Raw genomic sequence first — 24,547 nt, 5'->3', positions numbered from 1 at the left:
CTTCGATTTGTTCACTTTGAAGATTCAAGGCATTAAGATCGTATCAAAATAGACTATCATCGATTTGCATCTCTTTAACCACGTCGTTCAAATTACATGTTCAATTTTATTAAAAAAGAAATAAAATTGAACATCATCCAATCAAATAATTTAAAGTATGAAGCAAAGTATTGAAAGCCTTAATGGAGCTTCAACCCCATAAACATCCAATGCTTAAAATTCAAACCCATTAAAAAAATAAAGATATTTTCTTAAAACAGACACTATATTGTAAGAGACAATATGCAAAGAAATTCAACCCTATTATGTCTCAAGAATGGGATGAAACAATAGAGGTACAAGCAATCAAAGTAAGATCATTACTTCTCCTCTTTCTTTGGAATAGTCCAGCGATAACACCCAACATCATATCGACTCCCCTCTCCTCTTTGGAGACCATCAAGATCCAAATTGGAATAACTCTCGGTATAGATACCCAAGCCTTTTGCCAAAGACTTCTCAGACAGATGATAATTTGCTTTTCCATTATCGATGAATGTATTTCGATCGCTTACCATCGATCCTTCTGTTTGTTCCTTTTGAAGGTTTAAAGCCTTGAAATCACATCGAAGTAGACAATGCTCAAACTGTACCACCTTTTGCGCACTCTCACTATCCACAATCTCTACTTCATTATAAAATGGGCCTTCCACTATGGAGTTACGCCATACTAAAGAATGAAAATCTGCTACAGCCGACTTCTCTTCTTTCTCAATATTATCGGTTATAAACAAAGATGCATTCGTTCTAAAACCATTTAGATTGGGACTATTAAAATTTGTCAGCGTACAACAATCAAAAAAGTAGTCTCCTCCTCCCTGTAACAATACAGCATAATATCGAACATCCGCGATCAAACTATTTGAAACATGTAACGAAGCATTGGTTGCTTGTATTCCTGTCCAAGTCATCTTCTCCATCTTAAGATGATCCAATTTCGCAGAACTACCCTCCTCAAAGACACAACCACTATTTGCATTTCGAATATCACACCAAGACATTTTATTGTCTCTACTAGTAGAGGCAAAATAAAGTCCTTTCCATTGATTGGCAACATCTCGATACATGGTGTCTCTATTAGATGTGTAGAATTGGACAAAACTATCGCTAGTCCCTTCTACAATTACCCGACCTTTGACATTCACTCCGGCATCTAAATCAAAATATAGTTGAGTTCCTGCCTTCACAATTAACTCATGAGATACAGGGACCTCCACCATCTTAGACACCAAATAGGGTTTATCGGACTTTAAGACTGTTTTAGTATCCGTAAAAGATGGGATACGTTCAAAATTCTGATTCCATCCTATCAAAAGAACCTTTGCTGTTCCCATATCTGTCTTAAAAAAGATTGAGTCTTTCATTAAAATAGGAGCAGAATTCTCCGAAGAAGGAAACTTCGCTTTGATAAAGAGAAACAAACTATCCTTAGGAAGAATAGAGATATCTTGAAAAGAACTCCCACTCATTCCGTCCACATTCACCTTGTAAACAGAATTGTCACCACCTTGTAGGCTAACGTGGTGAACTAGTAGATTCTTATCCGATGGATTATAAACCTTTAAATTATACACCTTAGAGGCATGATCTGCAAAAAGCGTATCCACCATAATCGTATCTGTAGAGAAGGCCAAATCTCCACCACTAAAACCGACCTCATCATTAAGTTTACATGCATTAAGCAAAAGACTAAAACTGACAAGCCATAAAACAACACGACAATAAACCTTATATTCTCTCAAGATATTTTTCATTCAGGATATAATAAATATTTTTTCCGTACCTGCTTATAACGTGTTAAATCCTTAGAATATTTCTCTTTCCATTGAGATAGTGGTATTTTTTTTTGTAGTGCATTTACCACAAGATCACTACCAACCAACAGATTCATCCACTTAGGACGATCGACAAAGTCATTAGTACACTGAAATTTCTTCGACCAATTATATAGATACTTAAAAGTAAATGTTGGATAGTCTTCATCATTAGGGAAAGATTCACCGTAACACACTTCTCCCTCATGCTTCGGATATTTAGAGACATGGGGTATTGATTGAGGCTCAAAAGTAAAATCTCCCATTGTTGAATCAGGATAACCTATTACCTGAAAAGGTATTTCAGTACCACGACCAATACTTGCAGTGGTTGCCTCAAAAAAACACAAAGATGGATAAAGTCGTATCGATTTATAATTTGGTAAATTAGGAGATGGGGCAATCGGAGGTACATACTTCATCCTATGGTCGTATCCCTGACATGGCACCACCTTCATTTGAAGCTTAGAAGCATTCGATATCCACTTCTCTCCCTGATACATCTTTGCCAACTCTCCTATGGTACATCCATGAACAATAGGTATTGGTGCAATTCCAACAAAAGAGCGATATTTAAGATCTAACACAGGCCCATCCACATAATCCCCATTAGGATTAGGGCGATCTAATACAATCAAACGTACATCATTCTTTGCACAAGACTCCATCACATAAAAAAGAGTTGAAATATATGTATAAAAACGACATCCCACATCTTGAATATCAAACACACAGACATCTATGTCTTGCATCATTTGATCCGTTGGCTTCTTATGTTTTCCATATAATGACACAATCGACACACCACTTTTTGGATCCACACTATTTGAGACCTTAGCACCATCACTATGATTTCCTCTAAAACCATGTTCTGGTGCAAATATTTTCTGAACCTTTATATTTTTAGATACTAAAAAATCGACAAGATGAACTTGATCCACATAAGATGTATGATTGACGACCACTCCGACACGCTCCCCTTTTAATTCATCAAGATAGATATCAGTAGACTGCGCTCCCATCTTAATTGGTCGATCTGCTTTTAGTTCGGACGCACCAATCACTATAAAACATAACACAAAAGCTATTATCATCGACTTATTACCACTTTTTATTTGTTTCAACATCTTTTTAACTTGTTTTTATCTTTTAAAATAGCAAAATTTGAGGATATAGAGGTCCTAGATCTTTCAAAAAAGACAATTTCAAACCAATAGAACTTTTTAAACCACAGAAGGGTTTAATAAATACACAAATCACCATAGGAAACATGCACACACACACTATAAAATATACCCTTTTTATTTTTACATTTTTCTGTATTCAGAACATATATGCTAATATATATAAAGACAAAGAGGAGTTGAAACAATTAAAAGAGCAGACAGAAAAGGTTATAATGCTCAATATGACGACAGACTCCCTCTATATACAAGGACTTCGGATTATTGAGAAAGAGGAGGTCGGAGGAGTTCTTTTAAAAGAAAAGTCAGCAACCATTCTAAAGCAACAGATTCAAAAGATAAAAAAGCGAATAGCAAGTCCCCTAATTATTGCGATAAAAGCAGACGCTACAACTCCTATTGTAAATCTTGATCCTACACTATTAAAAAGAGTAGACAACGACTCTTTGGCTTACTATTATGGCTCTCTTTATGGCAACTATCTAAGAGCCATCGGAGCATCCATGTATATCACTCCATCATTAGTATTGGGGAGTAAAATGAGTTATACTATCGAACAGAATCTCACAGCATATAAAAGCAAGCAGATACAGAGAGACAAACTCTTTTGGCAAGGACTACATCACTCTAAAATAATAGGCATCCACGACCTCTCAGAAAACTACTCTCTTTCAAAAAAGAACTTATCCACAGAGATAAAAAATTATAGAGAGGATCATCATCCCGATTCCGACCATTTATGGAAAGGAACAGCCTACAATTACAATCATAGTGGAGCCACATCCAAGACCATACAACAGATACTTAAAGACCCAGTACATTTTAGCACTTACTGTTTTATCGATATAAACAACCTAAGTGAGATTCACTCTAACTCTAAAATTAGGAACATATCTCAAAACTCGATACTCAATGGAAATCAAATGATTGTACTTAAACCTCAACAGTGGAAGATTGTTGACAAAATCGCACAGCGTTTGGCAAAGCACTCGGAGAGCTCTTTTAAGTTAAAATCCACAAGCAAGAATATCTTTGAATTATACAAATGGAGTAAAACAAAAAATACTATTTCATTAAGCAGACTAAACAGCATTAAGAAAGTATATAGTCAAAACCTGTATGAAGAGAGTATCGTTCTTATAAAAGACTCCAACCGCTTGGTTCCTACAAATAATCTTGGTCAAAAACATTTTACTTGTATTACCTTCGAAAAAGATTCGATACCACACTTTACTCAAAGGCTAAAATCATACACTCACATTGAAGACTTCCATATTAGCTCCAATGTGAACTATAAGGAGGTCAATACATTTCTTAGTCAACTACCAAAGAAGACACAAATCATCTTAGGACTTAAAGGATTTGATCATCACAGTGTTGAAAATCTCAAAATCATTACAAGAGTACTAGATGAGAAGAACATCATTTTAGTATGGTTTGGAGACGCAAAAGCTTTAACAAATGCCACGCTACTTGATGATGATATATCTGTAGTATTGGCATCTGGGAAAAATACATTGGCTCAAGATATCGTAGCCCAGTCTGTAATGGGTGCAAATAAAATTAATGGAATCTTATCCAATACACTCTCCCCTATCTATACTCAAGGATATGGACTGACTCGTAAAAACAGTGGAAGACTTGGATTTTCAACTCCTGAATATGAAAATATTAACTCAACACAGTTAACTGCGAAAATAGACTCCTTAGCAAAATTAGGAATTTTAGAAAAAGCATATCCTGGATGTCAGATATTGATTGCAAAAGACAACCATGTGATCTTCCATCAGACCTATGGTTACCACACTTACAAAAAGAATATAGAGGTGAAAAAAGACGATATCTATGATTGGGCTTCCATCACAAAAGTGACTGGACCTACAATTCCAATCATGCAATTATACGAAAAGCATAAGATATCATTAGATGAACCTTACTCTACCTATTGGCAACTATGGAAAAACTCCAATAAAAAAGATATCCCTCTAAGAGATATTTTAGCACATCAAGGGCAACTTAAACCATACCTTCCTCTATGGAATAGCACGATGGATCGACAAGGAAAATTTAAAAGAGATGTGGTTCATCGCCATAAGTCAAAAAATTATAACCTTAAAATAGCTCCCAACCTCTATATTAAAAATAGTTTTAAGGACACTGTCTACTCAGAGATTACCCAATCAGAACTATTAGATAAGAAGAAATACACCTATTCAGGGTTGGCCTTTTTCACCTTCCCTCGTATGATTGAGCTGATAACAAAAACCAATTACGAAAAATATCTCCGTGACTCTATCTATCGACCTCTTGGAGCAACAACAGTTACATACAATCCATATAAGTACTTTGCCCACAACAGGTATGTCCCAACAGAAAATGATCGATTCTTCAGAAAACGCCTTATTGTTGGTTACGTTCATGATGAAGGAGCTGCACTAATGGGAGGGGTCTCTGGAAATGCAGGACTTTTTGGAGATATCATTGATTGTGCAAAAATATTCCAAATGTTTCTCAATAATGGAAAATATGGTGACAAACAATTTGTTCAACCTTCAACCATAAAAGAGTTTACAAAACAACAGTTCCCAGAAAACGAAAATAGACGAGGGCTAGCCTTCGACAAGCCTCTAATCAACAATTCCGATAAAAGCATGGAGGAGTGTTATCCAGCTTATGGCTGTTCTAGCGACAGCTTTGGACACGGAGGTTTTACTGGAACGTTTGCCTGGGCCGATCCTAAAGGAAAAGTACTCTTTATTTTCTTCTCTAATAGGGTCTATCCAACTCGTAAAGATCGTATTCTTTACGAATTGAACTTAAGACCTCAAATGCAACAAGTCATATATAACTTAATAGATTCCATTGATTATAAAAGAGAGCTTGGATAAGCACATCATCATAAAGACAAAATTTAAATCTATATTAGGAATAAGGAGATGAGCGAAAAATAAATTAGAAAGTCCTTCTTTCTTTTACACTCTCATCACGAGTAGAGACATACGTTTTCTTTCGCTCTCTCTTTTTCTTAGGACAGTCAACAGCCTTTAATATTGCATCTACTTCCTTCACGAAATCGCGTTTCTCTTTTGAGTACCATCTTACCTCAAAAAAACGTGTATTCTTTTGATCAGGAAGCTCCTGCTCCTCTTTTTGATAAGTAAATGTAACATCAGGAAATGTCTCATCATGAAGTTTCTTTACATCATAACCAACCTGCATCATCTGCTTTTTTGTTGGTAACAGACGTAAACGTACCATTCTTTGGTATATAGTAAAATGAGTCTCTTCAGTAACGGTAACTTTTTTCTTCTGCATGTTTCTTGAACTAATACTCTTAGTTGTGAAAATTATCGAAAAGGTGAGTCTTCCAAACTCACACTGTTCCTATATGAATAACAGTTAGGTATATGACTACGACAAACTAGTTTTTTTCAAACAACTCCTCAAGACTAAGAGTTTACGGGTTATATTTCAATTATTAACTCTCTAATAATTCCATTAGAAAGACCTAAGTCTAATTTTAAAGCATTGAAATTAATAAATTTACCACATATAACACACGAATAACCTTAAAAATGAATATTCTATTGCTATATTTATGTTAATATCTACATTTCTAATCTCTATGTATGCCATTTTTATACTTGTATAACCCATATTGTCTCCTTTATAATTGATAGAACATTTATATCTTTGCTTTTAGGTAAAAGCAAAAAAAATAAGAGACGTTGGCACAAACAAAGAAATACGTAGAGACCCCCTTGATGAAACAATATTATACCATCAAGGCAAAACATCCAGATGCAATATTACTATTCAGAGTAGGAGATTTTTATGAAACATTTGGCGAAGATGCGATCAAAGCTGCTTCGATATTAGGTATCACCCTTACCAAGCGTGCCAATGGCGCAGCTAGTTTTGTAGAACTCGCAGGGTTCCCTCACCATTCTCTTGATCTATATCTTCCGAAACTTGTTCGTGCAGGACAACGAGTCGCAATTTGCGAACAATTGGAAGATCCAAAAACAACAAAGAAAATTGTAAAAAGAGGCATTACCGAACTTGTGACTCCAGGTGTGTCCATTGACGACAATGTACTAAATCATAAAGAGAACAATTTTCTTGCATCAATATTTTTTACCAAACAGAACATTGGTGTTGCTTTCCTAGATATCTCTACAGGAGAATTTCTCGTTGCAGAAGGGGAGAAAAGCTATATCGACAAATTGATTAGCTCCTTTAGGCCCAAAGAGATATTATTTCCAAAAGATGCTAAAAACCTATTGTCTTCAGTAGGTGCCGATCCATTTTACACCTATGGTTTAGACGAATGGATATACAACTATGATAATTCAATAGAAAAGCTCACAAAACATTTTCATACAAATAACCTCAAAGGATTTGGTATCGATACCTTACATGCAGGAATCGTATCGGCTGGAGCAATTCTATATTATCTAGATCTGACCCAACACCACCAAATTAAACATATCTCTTCCATCTCTCGTATCGAAGAAGATAAATATGTATGGCTAGATAAGTTTACAATTCATAACTTAGAACTATTTGGATCACTACACGAAGGAGCCACCACCCTTATTAAAATTCTAGATCAAACAATCACTCCTATGGGAGCTAGAATGATGCGTAGATGGGTTGCACTTCCTTTAAAAAATGTGAATGCGATAAACAACCGATTAGAAGTAGTTTCTGCTATGTCTGATCAAGAAAATCTTCGCGATCAAATAGACTATGAACTACGAAAGATATCCGATCTCGAAAGAATTATCTCTAAAGTAGCCGTAGGGCGTATAAACCCTAGAGAAGTAGCACAATTAAAAGATGCGTTACTTGCCATAGAACCGATTATCGCATACTGTAAAGCCTCTAACAACCAAACACTACAATCCTATGCAGATCAACTAAACCCCTGTACTGCAATTCGCGAACGAATAGAAGCTGAGTTGGTCAACGAACCTCCTGTTCTGCTTCATAAAGGGAATGTTATTGCAGATGGTGTTTCTGATGAATTAGACGAACTAAGAAGTATTGCTTTCTCTGGGAAAGACTACTTAAAACGACTTCAACAGAGAGAGAGCGAAGCGACCGGAATCCCATCTTTGAAAATTGGGTTTAATAATGTCTTTGGGTATTATATAGAGGTACGCAACACCCACAAAGATAAAGTCCCTGAGAACTGGATTAGAAAGCAAACACTCGTAAGTGCGGAGAGGTATATCACAGAAGAGCTGAAAGAGTATGAGTCAAAGATATTAGGTGCAGAAGAAAAGATTGCAGCACTAGAACTCTCTCTTTACAATAAACTAATCTGTGCACTCTCTGAATATATCCAAGCCATTCAACTAAATGCAAATGTTCTTTCTTGTATCGATTGTCTAAGCTCCTTTGCGAAGATCTCTGAGAAAAACGAATACAACTGTCCAAACATCAACGACTCTTTGATTATTGACATCAAACAGGGAAGACATCCCGTGATCGAACAACAACTACCAATTGGAGAAAGCTATATTGCAAATGATATCCTATTGGACAACAACAGCCAACAGATCATGATGATTACTGGCCCAAATATGTCCGGTAAATCTGCGCTGCTTCGTCAAACTGCTTTGATCACATTAATGGCCCAAATAGGTTGTTTCGTTCCAGCTCAAAAAGCAGAGATCGGGATTGTAGATAAAATTTTCACTAGAGTCGGTGCATCTGACAACATCTCTATGGGCGAATCCACATTTATGGTAGAGATGAATGAAGCGGCTAGTATCCTAAATAATATCTCCCAACGGAGCCTAATTCTTTTTGATGAACTAGGGAGAGGTACTAGTACTTATGATGGAATCTCTATTGCGTGGTCTATAGTGGAATATATCCATCAAATGAAAGATATTAAAGCAAAAACACTTTTTGCAACCCACTATCATGAGCTCAATGAAATGGAAAATGATTTCGAAAGAATTAAAAATTATAATGTCTCTATTAAAGAGTCTGGAAATCAAATTATTTTCCTTCGAAAACTCGAAAGAGGTGGATCGAACCATAGCTTTGGTATTCATGTAGCAAAACTTGCAGGAATGCCAAAATCGGTTGTAAACAGGGCTAATAATATCCTAGAACAGCTAGAAAGCAAGTCTGGACACAATCATCAGAACAAAGAAATTAAATCAGCTCAAACCATCGCAAAACCAGAAGGAGACTATCAATTAAGTATTTTCCAATTAGACGATCCAGTGCTCGAACAAATTAGAGAAGAGATCAAAAATACCGATATAAACAACCTAACTCCTATGGAAGCACTAAATAAGCTCGATGAAATCAAAAAAATTTCAGGCCTTTAACATCTCTCTATTTTTTTGATAATGAATAGAATCATAAGGAAAAAACCGAACCAAATAGTTTTTTCCTTATTTTTTTTTCTCTTTAGCCTTTGGCAGAAAAGAAATATCCTATATATTTGCAACGCCTTTCAAAAGAAAGACGTTCTTTTAAATATTAAACAAATGCGAAAATAGCTCAGTTGGTAGAGCACAACCTTGCCAAGGTTGGGGTCGCGGGTTCGAGTCCCGTTTTTCGCTCTTTAAAGTATTACGCTCGGATGGTGGAATTGGTAGACACGTTGGACTTAAAATCCAATGATCATCGCGATCGTGCGGGTTCAAGTCCCGCTCCGAGTACTACTTTTTATTTTGTTCAATCGTCGCGAAAATAGCTCAGTTGGTAGAGCACAACCTTGCCAAGGTTGGGGTCGCGGGTTCGAGTCCCGTTTTTCGCTCTGTTCTTTATTTATTTTTATTTTACGCGAAAATAGCTCAGTTGGTAGAGCACAACCTTGCCAAGGTTGGGGTCGCGGGTTCGAGTCCCGTTTTTCGCTCTTTAAAGTATTACGCTCGGATGGTGGAATTGGTAGACACGTTGGACTTAAAATCCAATGATCATCGCGATCGTGCGGGTTCAAGTCCCGCTCCGAGTACTACTTTTTTATTCAATTTCTGTATTCACAAATATTCTCTATTCCTAGAGAATTTTTTTTGTTTTTGCGAAAATAGCTCAGTTGGTAGAGCACAACCTTGCCAAGGTTGGGGTCGCGGGTTCAAGTCCCGTTTTTCGCTCTGTTAAAACCAAAACAACCTCTTGTTTTTGGTTTTTTTTAATCTTATAAAGAGATTATCAACATTTCAACTGAATAATCCATTTTACCAATTACACCGCCACTTCTTCAGCAAAAAGGAACTTATTTTTTCCTGTAAAAAAGTATAATACCCTTTCTATTCAAAGTTATCAACAGAATTAATAAACTGTTTAAAACAAAAAATAGACCCTACATAACAGCTTACAATCAAATTATATCTATTCCTTATTCACAGAAACTGTTCAATACTTTTAACATTGCAAGATTTCTCAGAATTAACACAAAAAATCACAATAAAACTCTTCTTCTAAGATCCTTTGTCACGAAACAAACAACAAGGATATAAGAAAACCTCCTCTTCACTAAAGATCAAAAAGACTAAGTTCAAACATTACATTTCCTAATACAAAATCACGCTCCATTAATAGTTCAATTCTCCCATCTGAAAAAAAAGATTGCTTCTACTTACGAAACCAGACAATCCATGTCATCATATATAACTTTCACACCTCATCCCCACTTAAAAAAGAAAACAGAACGATAGCATTAGATATTATAAAAAGAGAATGAGAACCTAATTCATATCAAAATGGGACATTACTAATTACAATTTACACACTTTTATGGACAGTGCCACGATACGGATTTGAATAGTATTTCATAGGGGATTGTAGGCTACTTTGTCCATGGTTTGTCCATGGTTTGTCCATCGATTCGATGCCTGAACCATGAGCAAACCATGAATAAAGGGTAGAGAAAGTAGCCTGTAATCCCTCATAAAACAAAGTTCATATAGACAGCTTTGATCTGTTTACGTATAGAAAATTCATCACATTTTAAGGGCAAACAGGAAAGCAATAAGCTTTAGACATGCAAGATAAGGCAATACATATTCTTCTCACCTCAACAATAGCCTAAAGAAACGATTTAAGAGCAGATAAGACGATCTCTTAACACTACCCTAAAACGAGTCCAAGCATCAAATAAAACAATGTAAACGTTTAAAAACAGAGTAGCGAAACATCATAAAAAAAACACCACTATATTCCATGTTTACTGGATATATAGTGGTGCTTTAAATTTATTGGTTTTAGATATTCAAAGAAGAAAGAGTACTAGTACTCCCAAACATCTTGCTCCCAATTAAATATTTCGTTCTCTATACGTTTCATCTCTTTCAGTGCATCCTCTCCTTTCGCATATTGCGAAATAAATCGATTGTTGTATACATTCGACTCTCCTACAATATAACTACTAAATTTGCGATTAATAAAGACATCATCGAAACTTAAAGTTCTAGCTTCGTTATACGGATTAAACACCATATTTTTACATAAGAAGTTTCTTGTATCTGGATACTCTACCCAAAAAGTGAGTTTACGAACTAGATTCTCATCCGGATTTACAATATCTTTAGGATAGATCAAAATAGGACAAATTGCAAGTATTCGCACCTCCATACGAGAGCTCTGTTTATTAAAAAACCAACTCTCTTTTACCATCAGTTGCTTAACTAGTGAGAAATCAATATTATCTTGAATATCGTAATCATCAGGAATGCTATCAGGACTCATTGTACTCGCAAAGCCAGAAGTCATACTAGAGACAATTTCTCCCCAAGTCATCGGTTCACTAAATTCACTTGCTGTGTCTCCTGGTTTAAACCCCAAGTATTCTCCTTGTTGTATTCCTTGTAATAGACAATATGCAAGACTTTTACGATCTCCTATTGACACTGTTGGATAGTATAAATTTTGATTCATTCTCTCTCTTAGGTCAATAATCCTCCATAAAGTTTTTTGCCAAATAACATCAGCCTCTCTTACGGGTGGTAGTTCAGCAGGCTTTCTCTCCTTAAAACTATGATCTACAAGTCCACTTTGTGCATTCACCGTGAGACTAGAACCTAGTAGCAATGCAATGATATAAATAAGGGTATATCGTTTCATATGAATAGCTTTAATTATTATTGAAACAACTATATTAGTATGAACGACATAATACACTCTTTTATTATACACAGTCAATTAATTTAAAATCAAACAGATAACATAATACAAGTCAGAATCTATTGAATTCCCCATTCTATAGGTGACATTATTGTTTTTTTTCATAAAATAAGAAAACATCCAATTTTCAATAAACTATCTTAAAAAAGAGAAGGAGACCCTTCTCAAAATGAGAAAGATCTCCTTACAAATCACAAAAACGAAATATGCTTAATACATCTATATATTACTTTCTAAAATCATATTTAGCAAACACTTCCATTGCTTCATACTCAGCAAGGCCTAGTTTGTCATAAAGTTCTGCAGTGGCATTGTTACGATCACGTGCTCTTTCCCAGAACTCACGTTTGTCTTCTCCAGGGAATAGAACGTTGTCTTTTTGTGAACCGTGACAATAGATTGCTTTAATCTTACCATCTACTTCACAAGGACTCAATGGAACAGCCATATCTACATCTGCAATATTCCACTCTGCCCATGCTCCACGGTAACCCCATAGAACACAATTTTCTAACCAAGCTTCTCCTTCAAGTTGTTTTAAAGCAGCAATCAAGGCTTCGAAACAAACACCATGAGTACCATGTGGATCAGCAAGATCGGCAGCAGCATATATTTGTTGTGGCTTAATCTGTTGTAGATAGTTTACGATCACATCAATATCATCCTGAGATAGAGGCTTCTTTTCCACTGTACCCGTTTTGTAGAAAGGCATGTCCAAGAATGTTACCTTCTCTTCAGGAACCCCAACAAACTCATCTGCGTTAATTGCTTCAAGACGACGAAGAAGACCTTTAATTTCTAGTGCCTCTGGAGAATCTAGATCTCCTGGCTTACGATTTTTAATGATCTCAACCGCTTTGTCTAATTTTGCCTCAGCAACAGAGTCTCCTCCACCGAAAGTTCCATTAAACATCTTGATAAACTTCGCATAACGCAATACATCCTCATCAGCTACGGCAATATTACCAGAAACGTGGTAAGCTACATTTACATCATGACCTTGAGAAGCCAAACGAATAAATGTTCCTCCCATTGAAATTACATCATCATCTGGGTGAGGTGAGAATACAGCAATTTTCTTTTTTGCTGGCTCCGAAGGAGCTGGTCTATTCGTATCATCAGCATTTGGCTTTCCTCCTGGCCATCCAGTGATAGTATGCTGAAGATCGTTAAATACTTTTATGTTAATGTTATATGAATTGCAACACTTCTCAAGAAGATCACGCATTCCATATTTGGTATAATCTTCATCAGTAAGTTTCAATACAGGCTTTTGAACTTGTAGTGCCAACCATGTTACTGCCTTACGAATCATACGGTCGTTCCATTCGATATCACCAAACAACCAAGGCATGTCTGTTGTTGCCAATTCAGTTGCAGCATCATTATCTAGAACAAAACGCACATTGGAGTGGTATTGTAAGTAAGTAGCAGGAATTAGATCTGTGATCTCATCCTCGATAGCTTTCTTCACAATAGGAGCTTTGCTTTCTCCCCAAGCCATCAAAACAACACGTTTAGCATTAAGGATAGTACTGATCCCCATAGTAATAGCCTCATGAGGAACATTCGCAACACCACCAAAATCTTTCGCAGCATCTTTAATAGTAATTGCATCTAGTTTTACTCGACGTGTCAATGAGTAAAGACCAGATCCTGGTTCATTAAATCCAATGTGACCAGAACGACCAATACCTAGAATCTGAAGATCCAATCCTCCCAAAGAGGCAATCTTCGCTTCGTACTCACGACAGAAATCAACTACTTCCTCTTCTCCTATTGTTCCATCAGGAATGTGAACGTTCTCCGACTTAATATCAATATGATCGAAGAGATTTTCATGCATAAAACGAACATAACTGTTCTTATCAGCTGGAGCCATTGGTAGATACTCATCAAGGTTGAAAGTAACTACATTCTCAAAACTCAAACCCTCTTCTTTATGCAAACGAACCAACTCAGCATATACTCCAAGTGGTGTAGCACCAGTAGCCAATCCTAAAACAAAAGGCTTCTCTTGTGTCGCTTTCTTACGAATTAATTGTGCAATTCTTTGTGCAACTGCAACTGACCCCAATTCTTTGCTATCATATACCGAAGTTTCGATATTCTGATACGTCTGCTTAAGTTGGTTTATCTCTTTCATATCCTAATTTTGAAGATCTATTACTCTTATGGCACAATGCAATAAATTGCACTGCTTACATTTACTTTCCATTACAAAAGTACAGAGTAGAGAAAATAAAAAAAACCATTAAAGCACTAAAAAATTATAAAAGGGATTAAACAAAGAACAACAACAACACTATAATACTAGTTACAAGTCAGTTATATTCAAACAACCAACATGATAAAAAACTAAGTAAAAGGATTAAAATCAATGCAATTAATTGCATTTACAAAGTTGATTTTCGTAACACAAATGAATATTTAACATCATTTACACCTGAATAACAATCAGTTACAGAACCACCTGACAATATAATAAAACATTCACATAAAATGGATTCCATTTTGAAGTCACAAGAAGTAATCTTAGGAGACAAAAAATTAGGAAAGTCACTATAGGACAAGGAGATGACTTTAACATCTCGAGGAATCTTACGTCCTAAATCTCTCAAAGAAGATACCACTTGAAGCATATGGTGATTCGAAGCAGTAAAAAGCCCCGAAATATCTCTTCTGAAGTCTAACAAAGAGAATATCCACCGATGAAGATCTTCCAGATTTCCAGTTTCATTATAGATACATTCTGGGTTGTATTGTACACCATTTCTATTTAAAACATCCATATAAGCCCGCTCAATTTCACGATGAATAGAGGGAAGTAAAGGAGTCCCTACCATGGCAATATTGGTACCTGCCATCAATACAAGATGTTCAAAAGCTTCATAAGAAGCACTATATATATCTATGTTGACTTGAGGAAGATAGGTCTTTTCGTTCTCTGGATTTATTAAAACAACACGAAGTCCTTTAGACTCTAATGCTTCAAGAGAAGCAACAGTATCAGTACAGGGGAAGAAAGAGATGACACTCTGATACTGTTTCTCTAACAACATTTTAGTCAAAAGTTTTACATAAGAACTATTGGGAATAGGAAATAGAGATACAGCATAACCATATTGCTCGGCAATAGTAAGCATATTCACCGCATCTTGCATCAAATCGCTAGCTGCAACAGGATAGAGCAAAGCGGTCGTTTTATAAGGAAAGGCAGAGAGCGTTTGAGTTTCAGAGTCAAAATATCCCATTTCGTGAGCCTTGTCCACTATCTTCTTTTTGGTCTGTGTACTAATCTTGGGATGATTATTTAATGCTCTAGATACAGTTGAAGGGGAGATCCCTAAGGACTGGGCGATATCAGACACTCTTACTTTTGCCATAATAATATTAGCTTAAACTTAATAAACAACGATGGTCTCTTTGCAAATATATTTCTTTTGCAAAAATAGCAATTTAAGCAGGGTGACAAACAAATAGATGTAGCTTAAATCTTTTCATAGAATATGGTTGAAAACATTGGAAATGTTCTAAAAATTATATTTCTTACAAATACAAATAGATAAATTTTTACCCATTAATTTGTTTTTAATACCACGTACTAAAAATGAAAGCTACTTTAATTACCAACGTTAAGATCGTAAACGAAGGTAAAATACACAAGAAATGTTCGGTACTCATTAAAGGAGATACCATTGAGAAGATCTTCCGTAAAGAAGTTCCTCAGAATGTGATAGAGAAATATGATGTTTTAGATGGTGATAATAAATACTTGATTCCAGGAGTTATCGATGATCAAGTACACCTACGCGAACCAGGTATGACGCACAAAGAAGATATCTATCATGGGTCTAAGGCGGCAGTGGCTGGAGGGGTAACATCTTTTATGGAAATGCCCAATACGATACCTCAGGCAACAGATCTTGAGACTCTTGAAAAGAAGTATGATATTGCGAAAGAGACCTCTTTAGCAAACTATTCTTTCTACTTAGGAGCGACAAACAGCAACATTGAAGAGGTTAAAAAAATTGACAAAAAAAATATCTGTGGTGTCAAACTATTCATGGGATCATCCACGGGAAACATGTTGGTAGATAACCAGGAGGCGTTAGACTTACTATTTGCAAACTCTCCGGTTATCATTACATCTCACTGTGAAGATGAGCAAATTATTCGTGAGAATATTGCCAAAGCAAAAGAGAAGTTTGGAAATGATGTCCCTATTAGTGAACATCCTAATATTCGTAGTGCTGAGGCTTGTTACCAATCGACAGTTAAGACCATTGAACTTGCAAAAAAACATAATGCAAGGCTTCATGTACTCCATTTGTCAACGCAAAAAGAGATGGCACTGTTTGAGTCTGGAGAGTTAAAAGACAAAAATATTACTGCAGAAGTTTGTGTTCATCATCTGTGGTTTGACAGCAGTGACTATGAGAAATATGGCACAAAGATAAAATGGAACCCTGCAATTAAAACGAATGCTGACAAAGCAGCTCTTTGGGATGCATTTAATAGTGATAAACTCGATGTCGTAGCAACAGACCATGCACCTCACACTTTAGAGGAGAAGTCTAATAGCTATTTTAAAGCACCATCAGGTGGTCCACTTTTGCAACACTCTCTTGTGGCAATGCTTGACATGGCAAGAAAAGGCAACACAACCATTGAGAAGGTAGTTCAAAAAATGTGTCATGCTCCTGCCGATCTTTTCGAAGTAGAGAAGAGGGGATATATTCGAAAAGGATATAAAGCCGATCTTGTTTTAGTAGATCAAGCGCCATGGGAAGCAACTGCTGAAAATACACTTTATAAATGTCAATGGAGTCCTTTTGAAGGCACTAAGTTCGCATTTAAAGTAACACATACCTTTGTAAATGGGCAACTTGTATACAATGCAGACAAAGCAGGGATGCACTTTAATGAGGAGCATAAGGGACAACGTTTATCATTTGAACGTGAATAAGATTATTGTTTTCTTTTGTATTTCAATTTTTATATGGGGGTGCAATAGCACCCCTTCTACACTCAAGAATCCAAACAAAAGAGAACAGAATAGCGTGGGTTCAGTGTACTATGACGTAATCATAAAAAGTACGAAAGTATCTGATGATTGGGAACAGGTTGCTATTGAAAAACTAAACCATAAGAGACTTGTAACAGACCTTTTTCAACAGATTCTTGATGAAAAAGTTAGAGTGGAGGATTTCTTTGAAGAGACTGAAATTCCTATATCAGATTTTAAAAAGAGGATTGCATCAGGAGAAATCTCTACTGATAAAATCTCGAAGCTTCAGTTTCATGAACAGTGGGATACTTCAACGGTCCCATTACAGAAAAAAGTAATCTCTATCGTTTTTGCCGAAGATGCAGTAGATCACTTAGGCAAGCATATTGGATATCGTCCTCTGTTTGTCTGCTTCTACGAAAAAAATAAATAAGTCATATCCGCCATAATGGATTTATTTCCATTTTAATAACGATCAATACAATCAACATATAATTCAATTAAAAATTCTTTTGAGAAAAAATATTGATTGCATTGATCGTTATTTTATTCTAGCAAACCTCGAGATCCAAAGATGTATACAACTTACCTACAAAAGTTTTAACCTCAGCTATATAACTTTCTCTTCTCTCGCCATAGAAATATTTTTAATAATTATACACTCTTTTTAACTGGATATATTCTAATTAACTTCAAGAAGTATCGTAATATTGCGATATAATAATATTACAATTAATGGGAATCACAAAGTCAGATTTGTTTACTACAGAACAGAACCAAATTGCTGCTTATACTAAAGTATTAGGGCATCCAGCAAGAATTGCAATAATCGAACAGATTATACAAGAGGGGCAATGTATCAATAAGTCCTTAGTAAAAGAGTTGGGATTATCTCAAGCATCAATAAGTCAACATCTAAAAGAGCTTAAAAGTGCAGGTCTTATTCAAGGTACTATTGAAGGACAGAGTGTACACTACTGTTTAAATACTCGCAATTGGGCAATATTGGAAGAGAAGATGCAAAAAATATTTAAGGCAATTAATAATCAGAATATCCACTGTAAAATCTAATAAAATATTATGAATTGGAAAGAAGTCATAGCAAATGCAGACTTGTCATCGATTACTGAAGAGAGAAGACAAGTACTCAAATCTGTTATTGAATATGTACAAAATAAAGTCAATAACCACGAGATCCCTGTTCTAAACTATGTGTGTACACATAACTCACGTAGAAGTCAACTGTCTCAAATATGGGGGTATGCATCAGCAGCATTTTATGGTATCGAAATTGTAAGCTATTCTGGAGGTGTAGAGGTTACTGCATTCAATGAAAGAGCTGTTAAAGAAGTGAAAAACTGTGGATTTGACGTAGCTATAAAAGAGCAGAATGGAGACAATCCGATCTATGAAGTATCGTTAGGAGAGGATATCCCATCAATTACAATGTTCTCTAAAGTTTTCGATGATGTTTCTAATAGCCAAAGGCCTTTTGCAGCTATTATGACTTGTGACCATGCAGATGAGAATTGTCCATTCATTCCTGATGCAGAAGTACGATTGCCTGTTCGATATGAGGACCCAAAAAAGTTTGATGACACAGATAAAGAGACTGAGATGTATCACACTCGTTCTATCGAAATAATGACAGAGATGAAGTATCTATTTTCTCAAATAAAAAGATAAGACCAAAATGAAAAAACTAAATTTTGTCGATCAATACTTAACACTTTGGATATTTCTAGCAATGGCTATTGGGGTTGCGATAGGATATTTCATTCCATCTTCTGCTACTTTTATAAATAGTATGAGTTCTGGATCAACAAATATCCCTATCGCAATAGGGTTAATTGTGATGATGTATCCACCACTGGCAAAAGTTGATTATAAATTATTGCCTAAGGTTTTCAAAAATACTAAGATCCTTTCCATATCCTTGTTCATGAACTGGATTGTTGGACCTATATTGATGTTTGCATTGGCACTCATATTCTTGCATGACAAACCAGAATATATGGTAGGCCTTATTTTAATTGGTCTTGCGCGTTGTATTGCCATGGTCTTGGTATGGAATGACCTTGCCGATGGAAGTAGTGAATATGGTGCGGGATTAGTCGCACTTAATAGTATATTCCAAGTATTTGGATATAGTTTTTATGCTTGGCTCTTTATCACAAAACTTCCTCCTCTATTCGGATATGAGGGAGCTATTGTAGACATCTCCATAGCAACAATCGCAGAGAGTGTGGCAATCTATCTAGGGATTCCTTTTTTAATGGGACTACTTTCAAGGCTTATCTTGGTACGCCTTAAAGGTGAAGAGTGGTATCAAACAAAATTCATCCCAAGCATATCCCCACTCACTCTGATCTCTCTACTATTTACTATTGTAGTGATGTTTTCTTTAAAAGGAGAGCTTATTGTTGAGATCCCTATGGATGTGGTTCGTATTGCCATTCCCTTGCTAATATACTTTATTATAATGTTCCTATTGAGCTTTTGGGCTAGTCGAAAAATGGGGGCGAACTACAAAGAGAATGCATCAATCTCATTCACTGCTACAGGGAATAATTTTGAATTAGCAATCGCGGTTGCAATCGCAGTGTTTGGTCTAAATTCAGGACAAGCATTTACTGGAGTTATTGGCCCTCTCATTGAGGTTCCCGCTTTAATTCTATTGGTGAAAGTAGCACAATTCCTAAGAAAGAAGTATTATACAAAAATCGAGTAGGTAGGGGGATTACTCCCCCGCCCTCTCACACCACCGTACATACTCTCGTATACGGCGGTTTCAATTAACTCTGAACTTTTCGTAGTTTATCGACATATTGTATAGCCCTAATTTATCGAACCATTGCAAACTCATTGCTTGATGTGATTGTGGACTGCTTGACTTACGCCACCAACCCTTACCTGACAGTGCTAGAATCCAACTCTGCCATGTCCGAACTCCTAGATTATTCAGAAATCGTTTTACTGCGATCGTTTTCTTGCATTGCTTCAATCGATAACATCTTAACTTTCTTCGAATCCATGCGTCGATATCATTCAATATACGTTTGCAACTTGCCCATTTAAAATAATTAAACCATCCTCGTAAGATAGGATTAAGTTCTTCTACAACTTGTTTCAGACTTTGTCCTCGGTTACGTTTGGTTACCATTCTTACCTTAGATTTAAGACGTGCGGTTCGAGATCTTCCAATGATAAGTGTTCCGTTGTTTAAGATAGTGTAGCCTAGTAGTTCGGTTTTACTACTCTCACAACTGATACTCTTTTCTTCATTGACTTTTAATTTAAGTTGAGAGGTGAGAAAGTTGCTTATCGATTTCTTTACTCTCTCGCTGGCTCTATGGCTGCGAACAAAAATGCTAAAATCGTCAGCATATCTTACAAAACAATGACCTCTAGATTCTAATTCTTTATCAAGTTCATCTAGTACAACGTTTGACAAAAGTGGTGATAAAGGACTCCCTTGTGGGGTTCCTTTAATTCGTACAGATGTCACTCCCCCTTTCATAATTCCACATTGTAAGTAACGACGGATTAGTAAAAGTAGGCGTTGATCCTCTACTTTATGGCTTAATTTCCATATCAATCGGTCATGGTTCACTTCATCAAAGAAGCTCTTCATATCCATATCGACAACGTAGTACATGTCATCTGAAACATATTCACTCGCTTGTTTTAATGCCTGATGAGCACTACGTTTGGGACGAAATCCATAACTGTAATTTGAAAACTCATTCTCGTAAATAGGAGTTAATACCTGAGAAATAGCTTGTTGAATAACTCGATCCTGAACTGTAGGGATACCTAATTCGCGATCCCCTCCATTGGCTTTCGGAATCATAACACTCCGAACGGATTGAGGATAGTAAGTACCTAGCAAAATATTGTCAACCATTGATTCGCCATATTCGGCGTACCATGTTGAAAATTTTCCAACCGGTACTCGATCTATACCTGCGGCTCCTTTGTTTCGTTTCACCTGCTTAAATGCACGATGTAAATTATCGTGCGAACATACAATACCGATCAAGTCGGTAGCTAAGGCTCGTCCTTGTTTATTGACTCGTTTTACTTGCTTCCCCAATGATAGATTCGCGCCCTCTACGTGTTTACGATCTCCATATTGGTGTATAGTGTCCAGTCTCCGTTACATGAACAGATCTAATTGGTACGCTATGTCTTGCTGATGCTCCATAAAATAAACGTTCGACTGACTGCTCCTTACGTTAATTGATTCAGACCTTCGTTTTCCTAAAAAAAAAGAAAACTACTATGTCTTTTGCTGACTTCTCACTCTTATAAGTACCTATGGCCGATTGTCTCCTCTCGGTTTGTCACGGGTGCAACAGGTGGTGAGATCTCAATGTCATTAAGTTAAGCTTTAATTATATTGCATCTCTTTGATTCGTAAGTGTTTTTGGACGTTTTCTGTTATCAAACTTTCTAGTGTCTCGCTCATTTTTTCTATTCGGTCGTATAGGAATTGTGTGTTTTTTTAATAGTTCTTTAATCTGAAATATCGTTTTGGACATTTCTTGTTCTGTAAAGAATATCTCAATGATTCTATTCTTCAAGATTCCATAGGATACATTATTGTTTACTTTGTAATTGTATTTTTTAGTCCCTTTCTGTTCTTTTAATTCATCATTAATCTCTTCGATTAATAAGGTTTGGATATTGCTAACAAAAATGGTGGAATAAAAATCTTGTAATATCACTTGTTCTGAGTTCCCTGAAAAGTTTCCAACCTTCAGTTTATTCTTCAATTCATTATAAAAAATCTCCACATTCCATCTCTTGAAATACAGGTCTTTAAATATGTTATTTCTATACTCATCTTTATCAAGAAGAGAACTTATAAGAATTTCAACAGTGCCATTTGGCAACACAACTTTATTCATGCGTACAATGATAGTTTCATCACCAGTGTAACCTTTTTCTTTTAAACATGTTATACTTGGAGATAATTCAATCAACTTTGTTTTATCCGTACTATTCAAAAACTCTTTTGTTTCTTTATTAAAGTTCGTTTGAACTCGAAAAAGAAAGTCAATATCCCTTTTCTTATGTTGATACATCATATCAAAAGAAGGATAGCCTCTGTCATATAAAATAAGATCACCAGGAGTTGCATGCTTTATATGATCAATCGCTAAATCTCGTTCTGTTCTAGAAAGTGGCTGAAGTGTTGAATCAATAACAAATCCATTTAATACATCATATAATAAAGAAACTCTTCCCTGAATAATAGGTTCTTTTGTATGTGGTTGATTAGATCCAAAGACTTCCATTAACTCTTTGGTATTGGGTAGAGTTAGAAGCGATCCATCTACTGCAAGGACTCTAAACTTATGCCATTTCTTATAAGTATTATCAGTATAAAATTCATCAGTAAGTTTCTTTGATAAAACATCAAACACCTTGTAATCAATCTTTTTTCTGCTTTGAACAAATGCACTCTTGGTAAAATGATCATCTGTTTTAAGTTTTTTGTCTTTGTTAAATACACCAATGATATTATCAATTTCAATAGATAGTGTCTTGGTAATTCTATTCATTAAAAAGAGAAGTATTTTCGGGAATTTTAATTTTCTATTTCTTGTAAAATCTTTGTCGTTCATTCTATATTGATTCTGTAATTCATTCGAATATATATATTGCATTATCTTTTTCAATATGAACTCAGGTGTTTTTTTTACCATGTCTATGTTGTTGATTATGAATACAATATACGAAATATTTATCATAATAACAAGCCAAGCCATTGATAATCAACACATTACTTAACTTAATGACATTGGGTGAGATCTCTCGGGATAAGGTAATAGACTTTCCTTGCGTATCGCCTGATTTACTGTATGGAGTTACGGTTGAATTTCGGGCGTTCCCAATCTATAGCTCGGTTGCCCGCTCCAAGTCAGCCTTATATCAGATTTCTGTGCGTCAATACGTCAAGTTTGCTAATGGCTTCCTTCAGATTTGGAGTCACCTCCAACACCCTTGCCAATTGCTAATGTTTCCTATCAACTCGGCACATACAGAGACTTGCACTCTGCTAGACTATTACCATGCCCGACATACCAAAAAAAACTGACTCTTTATAAGAAACCCCTTTCATTAAAAGGGCGGCGACCTACTCTCGCCCATCTCTGCAGTAGCCTCAGCGCGATAGGGCTTAACTTCTCTGTTCCCAAAGGGCATTAAATTCGGGAGGTCCCTCTTTCCAACATTAGAAGATACATCTCTTTATTTCTAAAACGATAGCATAGTTATATTTCAGAAAAGTATAGACACAAAAAAAGCTGACTCTTTATAAGAAACCCCTTTTATTAAAAGGGCGGAGACCTACTCTCGCCCATCTCTGCAGTAGCCTCAGCGCGATAGGGCTTAACTTTTCTGTTCCCAAAGGGCATTAAATTCGGGAGGTCCCTCTTTCCAACATTAGAAGATACATCTCTTTATTTCTAAAACGATAACATAGTTATATTTCAGAAAAGTATAGACAAAAAAAAACTGATTCTTTATAAGAAGCCCCTTTTATTAAAACAGCGGCGACCTACTCTCCCACTTTTCTGCAGTAGCCTCAGCGCGATAGGGCTTAACTTCTCTGTTACCAAAGGGCATTAAATTCGGGAAGAAGTCCCTCTTTCCAACATTAGAAGATACATCTCTTTATTTCTAAAACGATAGCATAATTATATTTCATAAAAGTATAGACACAAAAAAAAGCTGACTCTTTATAAGAAACCCCTTTCATTAAAAGGGTGGCGACCTACTCTCGCCCATCTCTGCAGTAGCCTCAGCGCGATAGGACTTAACTTCTCTGTTACCAAAGAGCATTAAATTCGGGAAGAGGTCCCTCTTTCCAACATTAGAAGATACATCTCTTTATTTCTAAAACGATAGCATAGTTATATTTCAGAAAAGTATAGACACAAAAAAAGCTGACTCTTTAGAAGAAGCCCCTTTTATTAAAAGGGCGGCGACCTACTCTCGCCCATCTCTGCAGTAACCTCAGCGCGATAGGGCTTAACTTCTCTGTTCCCAAAGGGCATTAAATTCGGGAAGAGGTCCCTCTTCCCAAGATTAGAAGATACATCTCTTTATTTCTAAACGATAGCATAGTTATATTTCAGAAAAGTATAGACACAAAAAAAGCTGACTCTTTAGAAGAATCAGCTTTTATTAAAAGGGCGGCGACCTACTCTCCCACATCTCTGCAGTACCATCGGCGCGATAGGGCTTAACTTCTCTGTTCGGAATGGGAAGAGGTGGAACCCCTATGCAATAACCACCTTAAATTGTTAATACGGTGATTTATACGTGACTAATAA

15 protein-coding genes, 6 tRNA genes and 1 rRNA gene are annotated in these 24,547 nt (G+C 36.1%); 13 read left to right on the top strand and 9 right to left on the bottom strand.

Translation table 11 applies throughout. From position 1 onward, the window contains the following. Window positions 1–359: 359 nt before the first annotated feature. Both K4L44_00525 and K4L44_00520 read right to left on the bottom strand, forming a co-directional pair. Complete coding sequence (locus tag K4L44_00525) at window positions 360–1,793, bottom strand: hypothetical protein (protein ID QZE14407.1); 1,434 nt, start codon at window positions 1,791–1,793, stop codon at window positions 360–362. Beyond that, window positions 1,790–2,980 (bottom strand): DUF1343 domain-containing protein, encoded by a 1,191-nt coding sequence (locus tag K4L44_00520; protein QZE14406.1) that lies wholly within the window; start codon window positions 2,978–2,980, stop codon window positions 1,790–1,792. Before K4L44_00520 ends, K4L44_00525 begins: the two co-directional genes overlap by 4 nt. Window positions 2,981–3,216: 236 nt before the next feature. Here K4L44_00520 and K4L44_00515 point away from each other — a divergent pair, with 236 nt between their 5' ends. Further along, window positions 3,217–5,925, top strand: coding sequence for a serine hydrolase (locus K4L44_00515; protein ID QZE14405.1), 2,709 nt, complete (start codon window positions 3,217–3,219; stop codon window positions 5,923–5,925). A 64-nt stretch (window positions 5,926–5,989) separates the two neighbouring features. Here K4L44_00515 and K4L44_00510 read toward each other — a convergent pair whose 3' ends face one another. After that, entirely contained in the window at window positions 5,990–6,352 is a 363-nt protein-coding gene (locus tag K4L44_00510; GenBank protein QZE14404.1) for a hypothetical protein, read from the bottom strand. Between the two features lie 413 nt (window positions 6,353–6,765). Between K4L44_00510 and mutS the strand changes: the two genes are divergently transcribed. The 7 genes from mutS to K4L44_00475 all read left to right on the top strand — a co-directional run bounded on the left by mutS (window position 6,766) and on the right by K4L44_00475 (window position 10,161). Then, window positions 6,766–9,390, top strand: coding sequence for a DNA mismatch repair protein MutS (gene mutS, locus K4L44_00505; GenBank protein ID QZE14403.1), 2,625 nt, complete (start codon window positions 6,766–6,768; stop codon window positions 9,388–9,390). Window positions 9,391–9,554: 164 nt separating this feature from the next. Further along, window positions 9,555–9,627 (top strand) — tRNA-Gly (locus tag K4L44_00500). Between the two features lie 14 nt (window positions 9,628–9,641). After that, window positions 9,642–9,726 (top strand) — tRNA-Leu (locus K4L44_00495). A gap of 25 nt (window positions 9,727–9,751) precedes the next feature. Next, window positions 9,752–9,824, top strand: a tRNA-Gly gene (locus K4L44_00490). A 26-nt stretch (window positions 9,825–9,850) separates the two neighbouring features. Beyond that, window positions 9,851–9,923, top strand: a tRNA-Gly gene (locus K4L44_00485). A gap of 14 nt (window positions 9,924–9,937) precedes the next feature. Further along, window positions 9,938–10,022: transfer RNA gene (locus K4L44_00480), tRNA-Leu, on the top strand. A 66-nt stretch (window positions 10,023–10,088) separates the two neighbouring features. Further along, window positions 10,089–10,161 (top strand) — tRNA-Gly (locus K4L44_00475). Window positions 10,162–11,296: 1,135 nt separating this feature from the next. On the opposite strand, the gene gldN is transcribed toward K4L44_00475, so the two are convergent. From gldN to K4L44_00460, 3 genes are all read right to left on the bottom strand, one after another. Then, window positions 11,297–12,130 (bottom strand): gliding motility protein GldN, encoded by an 834-nt coding sequence (gene gldN / locus K4L44_00470; GenBank protein ID QZE14402.1) that lies wholly within the window; start codon window positions 12,128–12,130, stop codon window positions 11,297–11,299. A gap of 286 nt (window positions 12,131–12,416) precedes the next feature. Continuing rightward, entirely contained in the window at window positions 12,417–14,336 is a 1,920-nt protein-coding gene (nagB, locus tag K4L44_00465; GenBank protein QZE14401.1) for a glucosamine-6-phosphate deaminase, read from the bottom strand. A 250-nt stretch (window positions 14,337–14,586) separates the two neighbouring features. Continuing rightward, window positions 14,587–15,576 (bottom strand): LacI family transcriptional regulator, encoded by a 990-nt coding sequence (locus tag K4L44_00460; protein ID QZE14400.1) that lies wholly within the window; start codon window positions 15,574–15,576, stop codon window positions 14,587–14,589. A 224-nt stretch (window positions 15,577–15,800) separates the two neighbouring features. On the opposite strand from K4L44_00460, the gene K4L44_00455 reads away from it, so the two are divergent. The 5 genes from K4L44_00455 (at window position 15,801) to arsB (ending at window position 19,932) form a co-directional block, all read left to right on the top strand. Then, the gene (locus K4L44_00455) at window positions 15,801–17,159 is read left to right on the top strand and encodes a dihydroorotase (protein QZE14399.1); all 1,359 of its coding nucleotides are present in this window, start codon (window positions 15,801–15,803) and stop codon (window positions 17,157–17,159) included. Further along, window positions 17,152–17,634: a hypothetical protein gene (locus K4L44_00450; protein QZE14398.1), complete on the top strand. Its 483-nt coding sequence runs from the start codon at window positions 17,152–17,154 to the stop codon at window positions 17,632–17,634. The genes K4L44_00455 and K4L44_00450 overlap by 8 nt, the downstream gene beginning before the upstream one ends. 302 nt (window positions 17,635–17,936) lie before the next feature. Next, window positions 17,937–18,272: a metalloregulator ArsR/SmtB family transcription factor gene (locus tag K4L44_00445; protein QZE14397.1), complete on the top strand. Its 336-nt coding sequence runs from the start codon at window positions 17,937–17,939 to the stop codon at window positions 18,270–18,272. Between the two features lie 9 nt (window positions 18,273–18,281). Next, window positions 18,282–18,887: a protein-tyrosine-phosphatase gene (locus K4L44_00440; GenBank protein ID QZE14396.1), complete on the top strand. Its 606-nt coding sequence runs from the start codon at window positions 18,282–18,284 to the stop codon at window positions 18,885–18,887. A gap of 7 nt (window positions 18,888–18,894) precedes the next feature. Further along, the gene (arsB, locus tag K4L44_00435) at window positions 18,895–19,932 is read left to right on the top strand and encodes an ACR3 family arsenite efflux transporter (GenBank protein ID QZE14395.1); all 1,038 of its coding nucleotides are present in this window, start codon (window positions 18,895–18,897) and stop codon (window positions 19,930–19,932) included. A gap of 60 nt (window positions 19,933–19,992) precedes the next feature. Here the strand turns inward: arsB and ltrA are convergent, their stop codons facing one another. From ltrA to rrf, 3 genes are all read right to left on the bottom strand, one after another. After that, window positions 19,993–21,297: a group II intron reverse transcriptase/maturase gene (gene ltrA, locus K4L44_00430; GenBank protein QZE14394.1), complete on the bottom strand. Its 1,305-nt coding sequence runs from the start codon at window positions 21,295–21,297 to the stop codon at window positions 19,993–19,995. 301 nt (window positions 21,298–21,598) lie between these two features. After that, window positions 21,599–22,876, bottom strand: coding sequence for an IS4 family transposase (locus K4L44_00425; GenBank protein ID QZE14393.1), 1,278 nt, complete (start codon window positions 22,874–22,876; stop codon window positions 21,599–21,601). A gap of 1,525 nt (window positions 22,877–24,401) precedes the next feature. Further along, a 5S ribosomal RNA gene (rrf, locus tag K4L44_00420) occupies window positions 24,402–24,512 on the bottom strand. Window positions 24,513–24,547: the final 35 nt, after the last annotated feature.

This window comes from Prolixibacteraceae bacterium, from assembly GCA_019720755.1.
In the GTDB taxonomy this organism is placed as follows: domain Bacteria; phylum Bacteroidota; class Bacteroidia; order Bacteroidales; family Prolixibacteraceae; genus Halosquirtibacter; species Halosquirtibacter laminarini.
The sequence above is the reverse complement of the archived record's forward strand: the minus strand, read 5'-3'. Positions and strand labels throughout refer to the sequence as shown.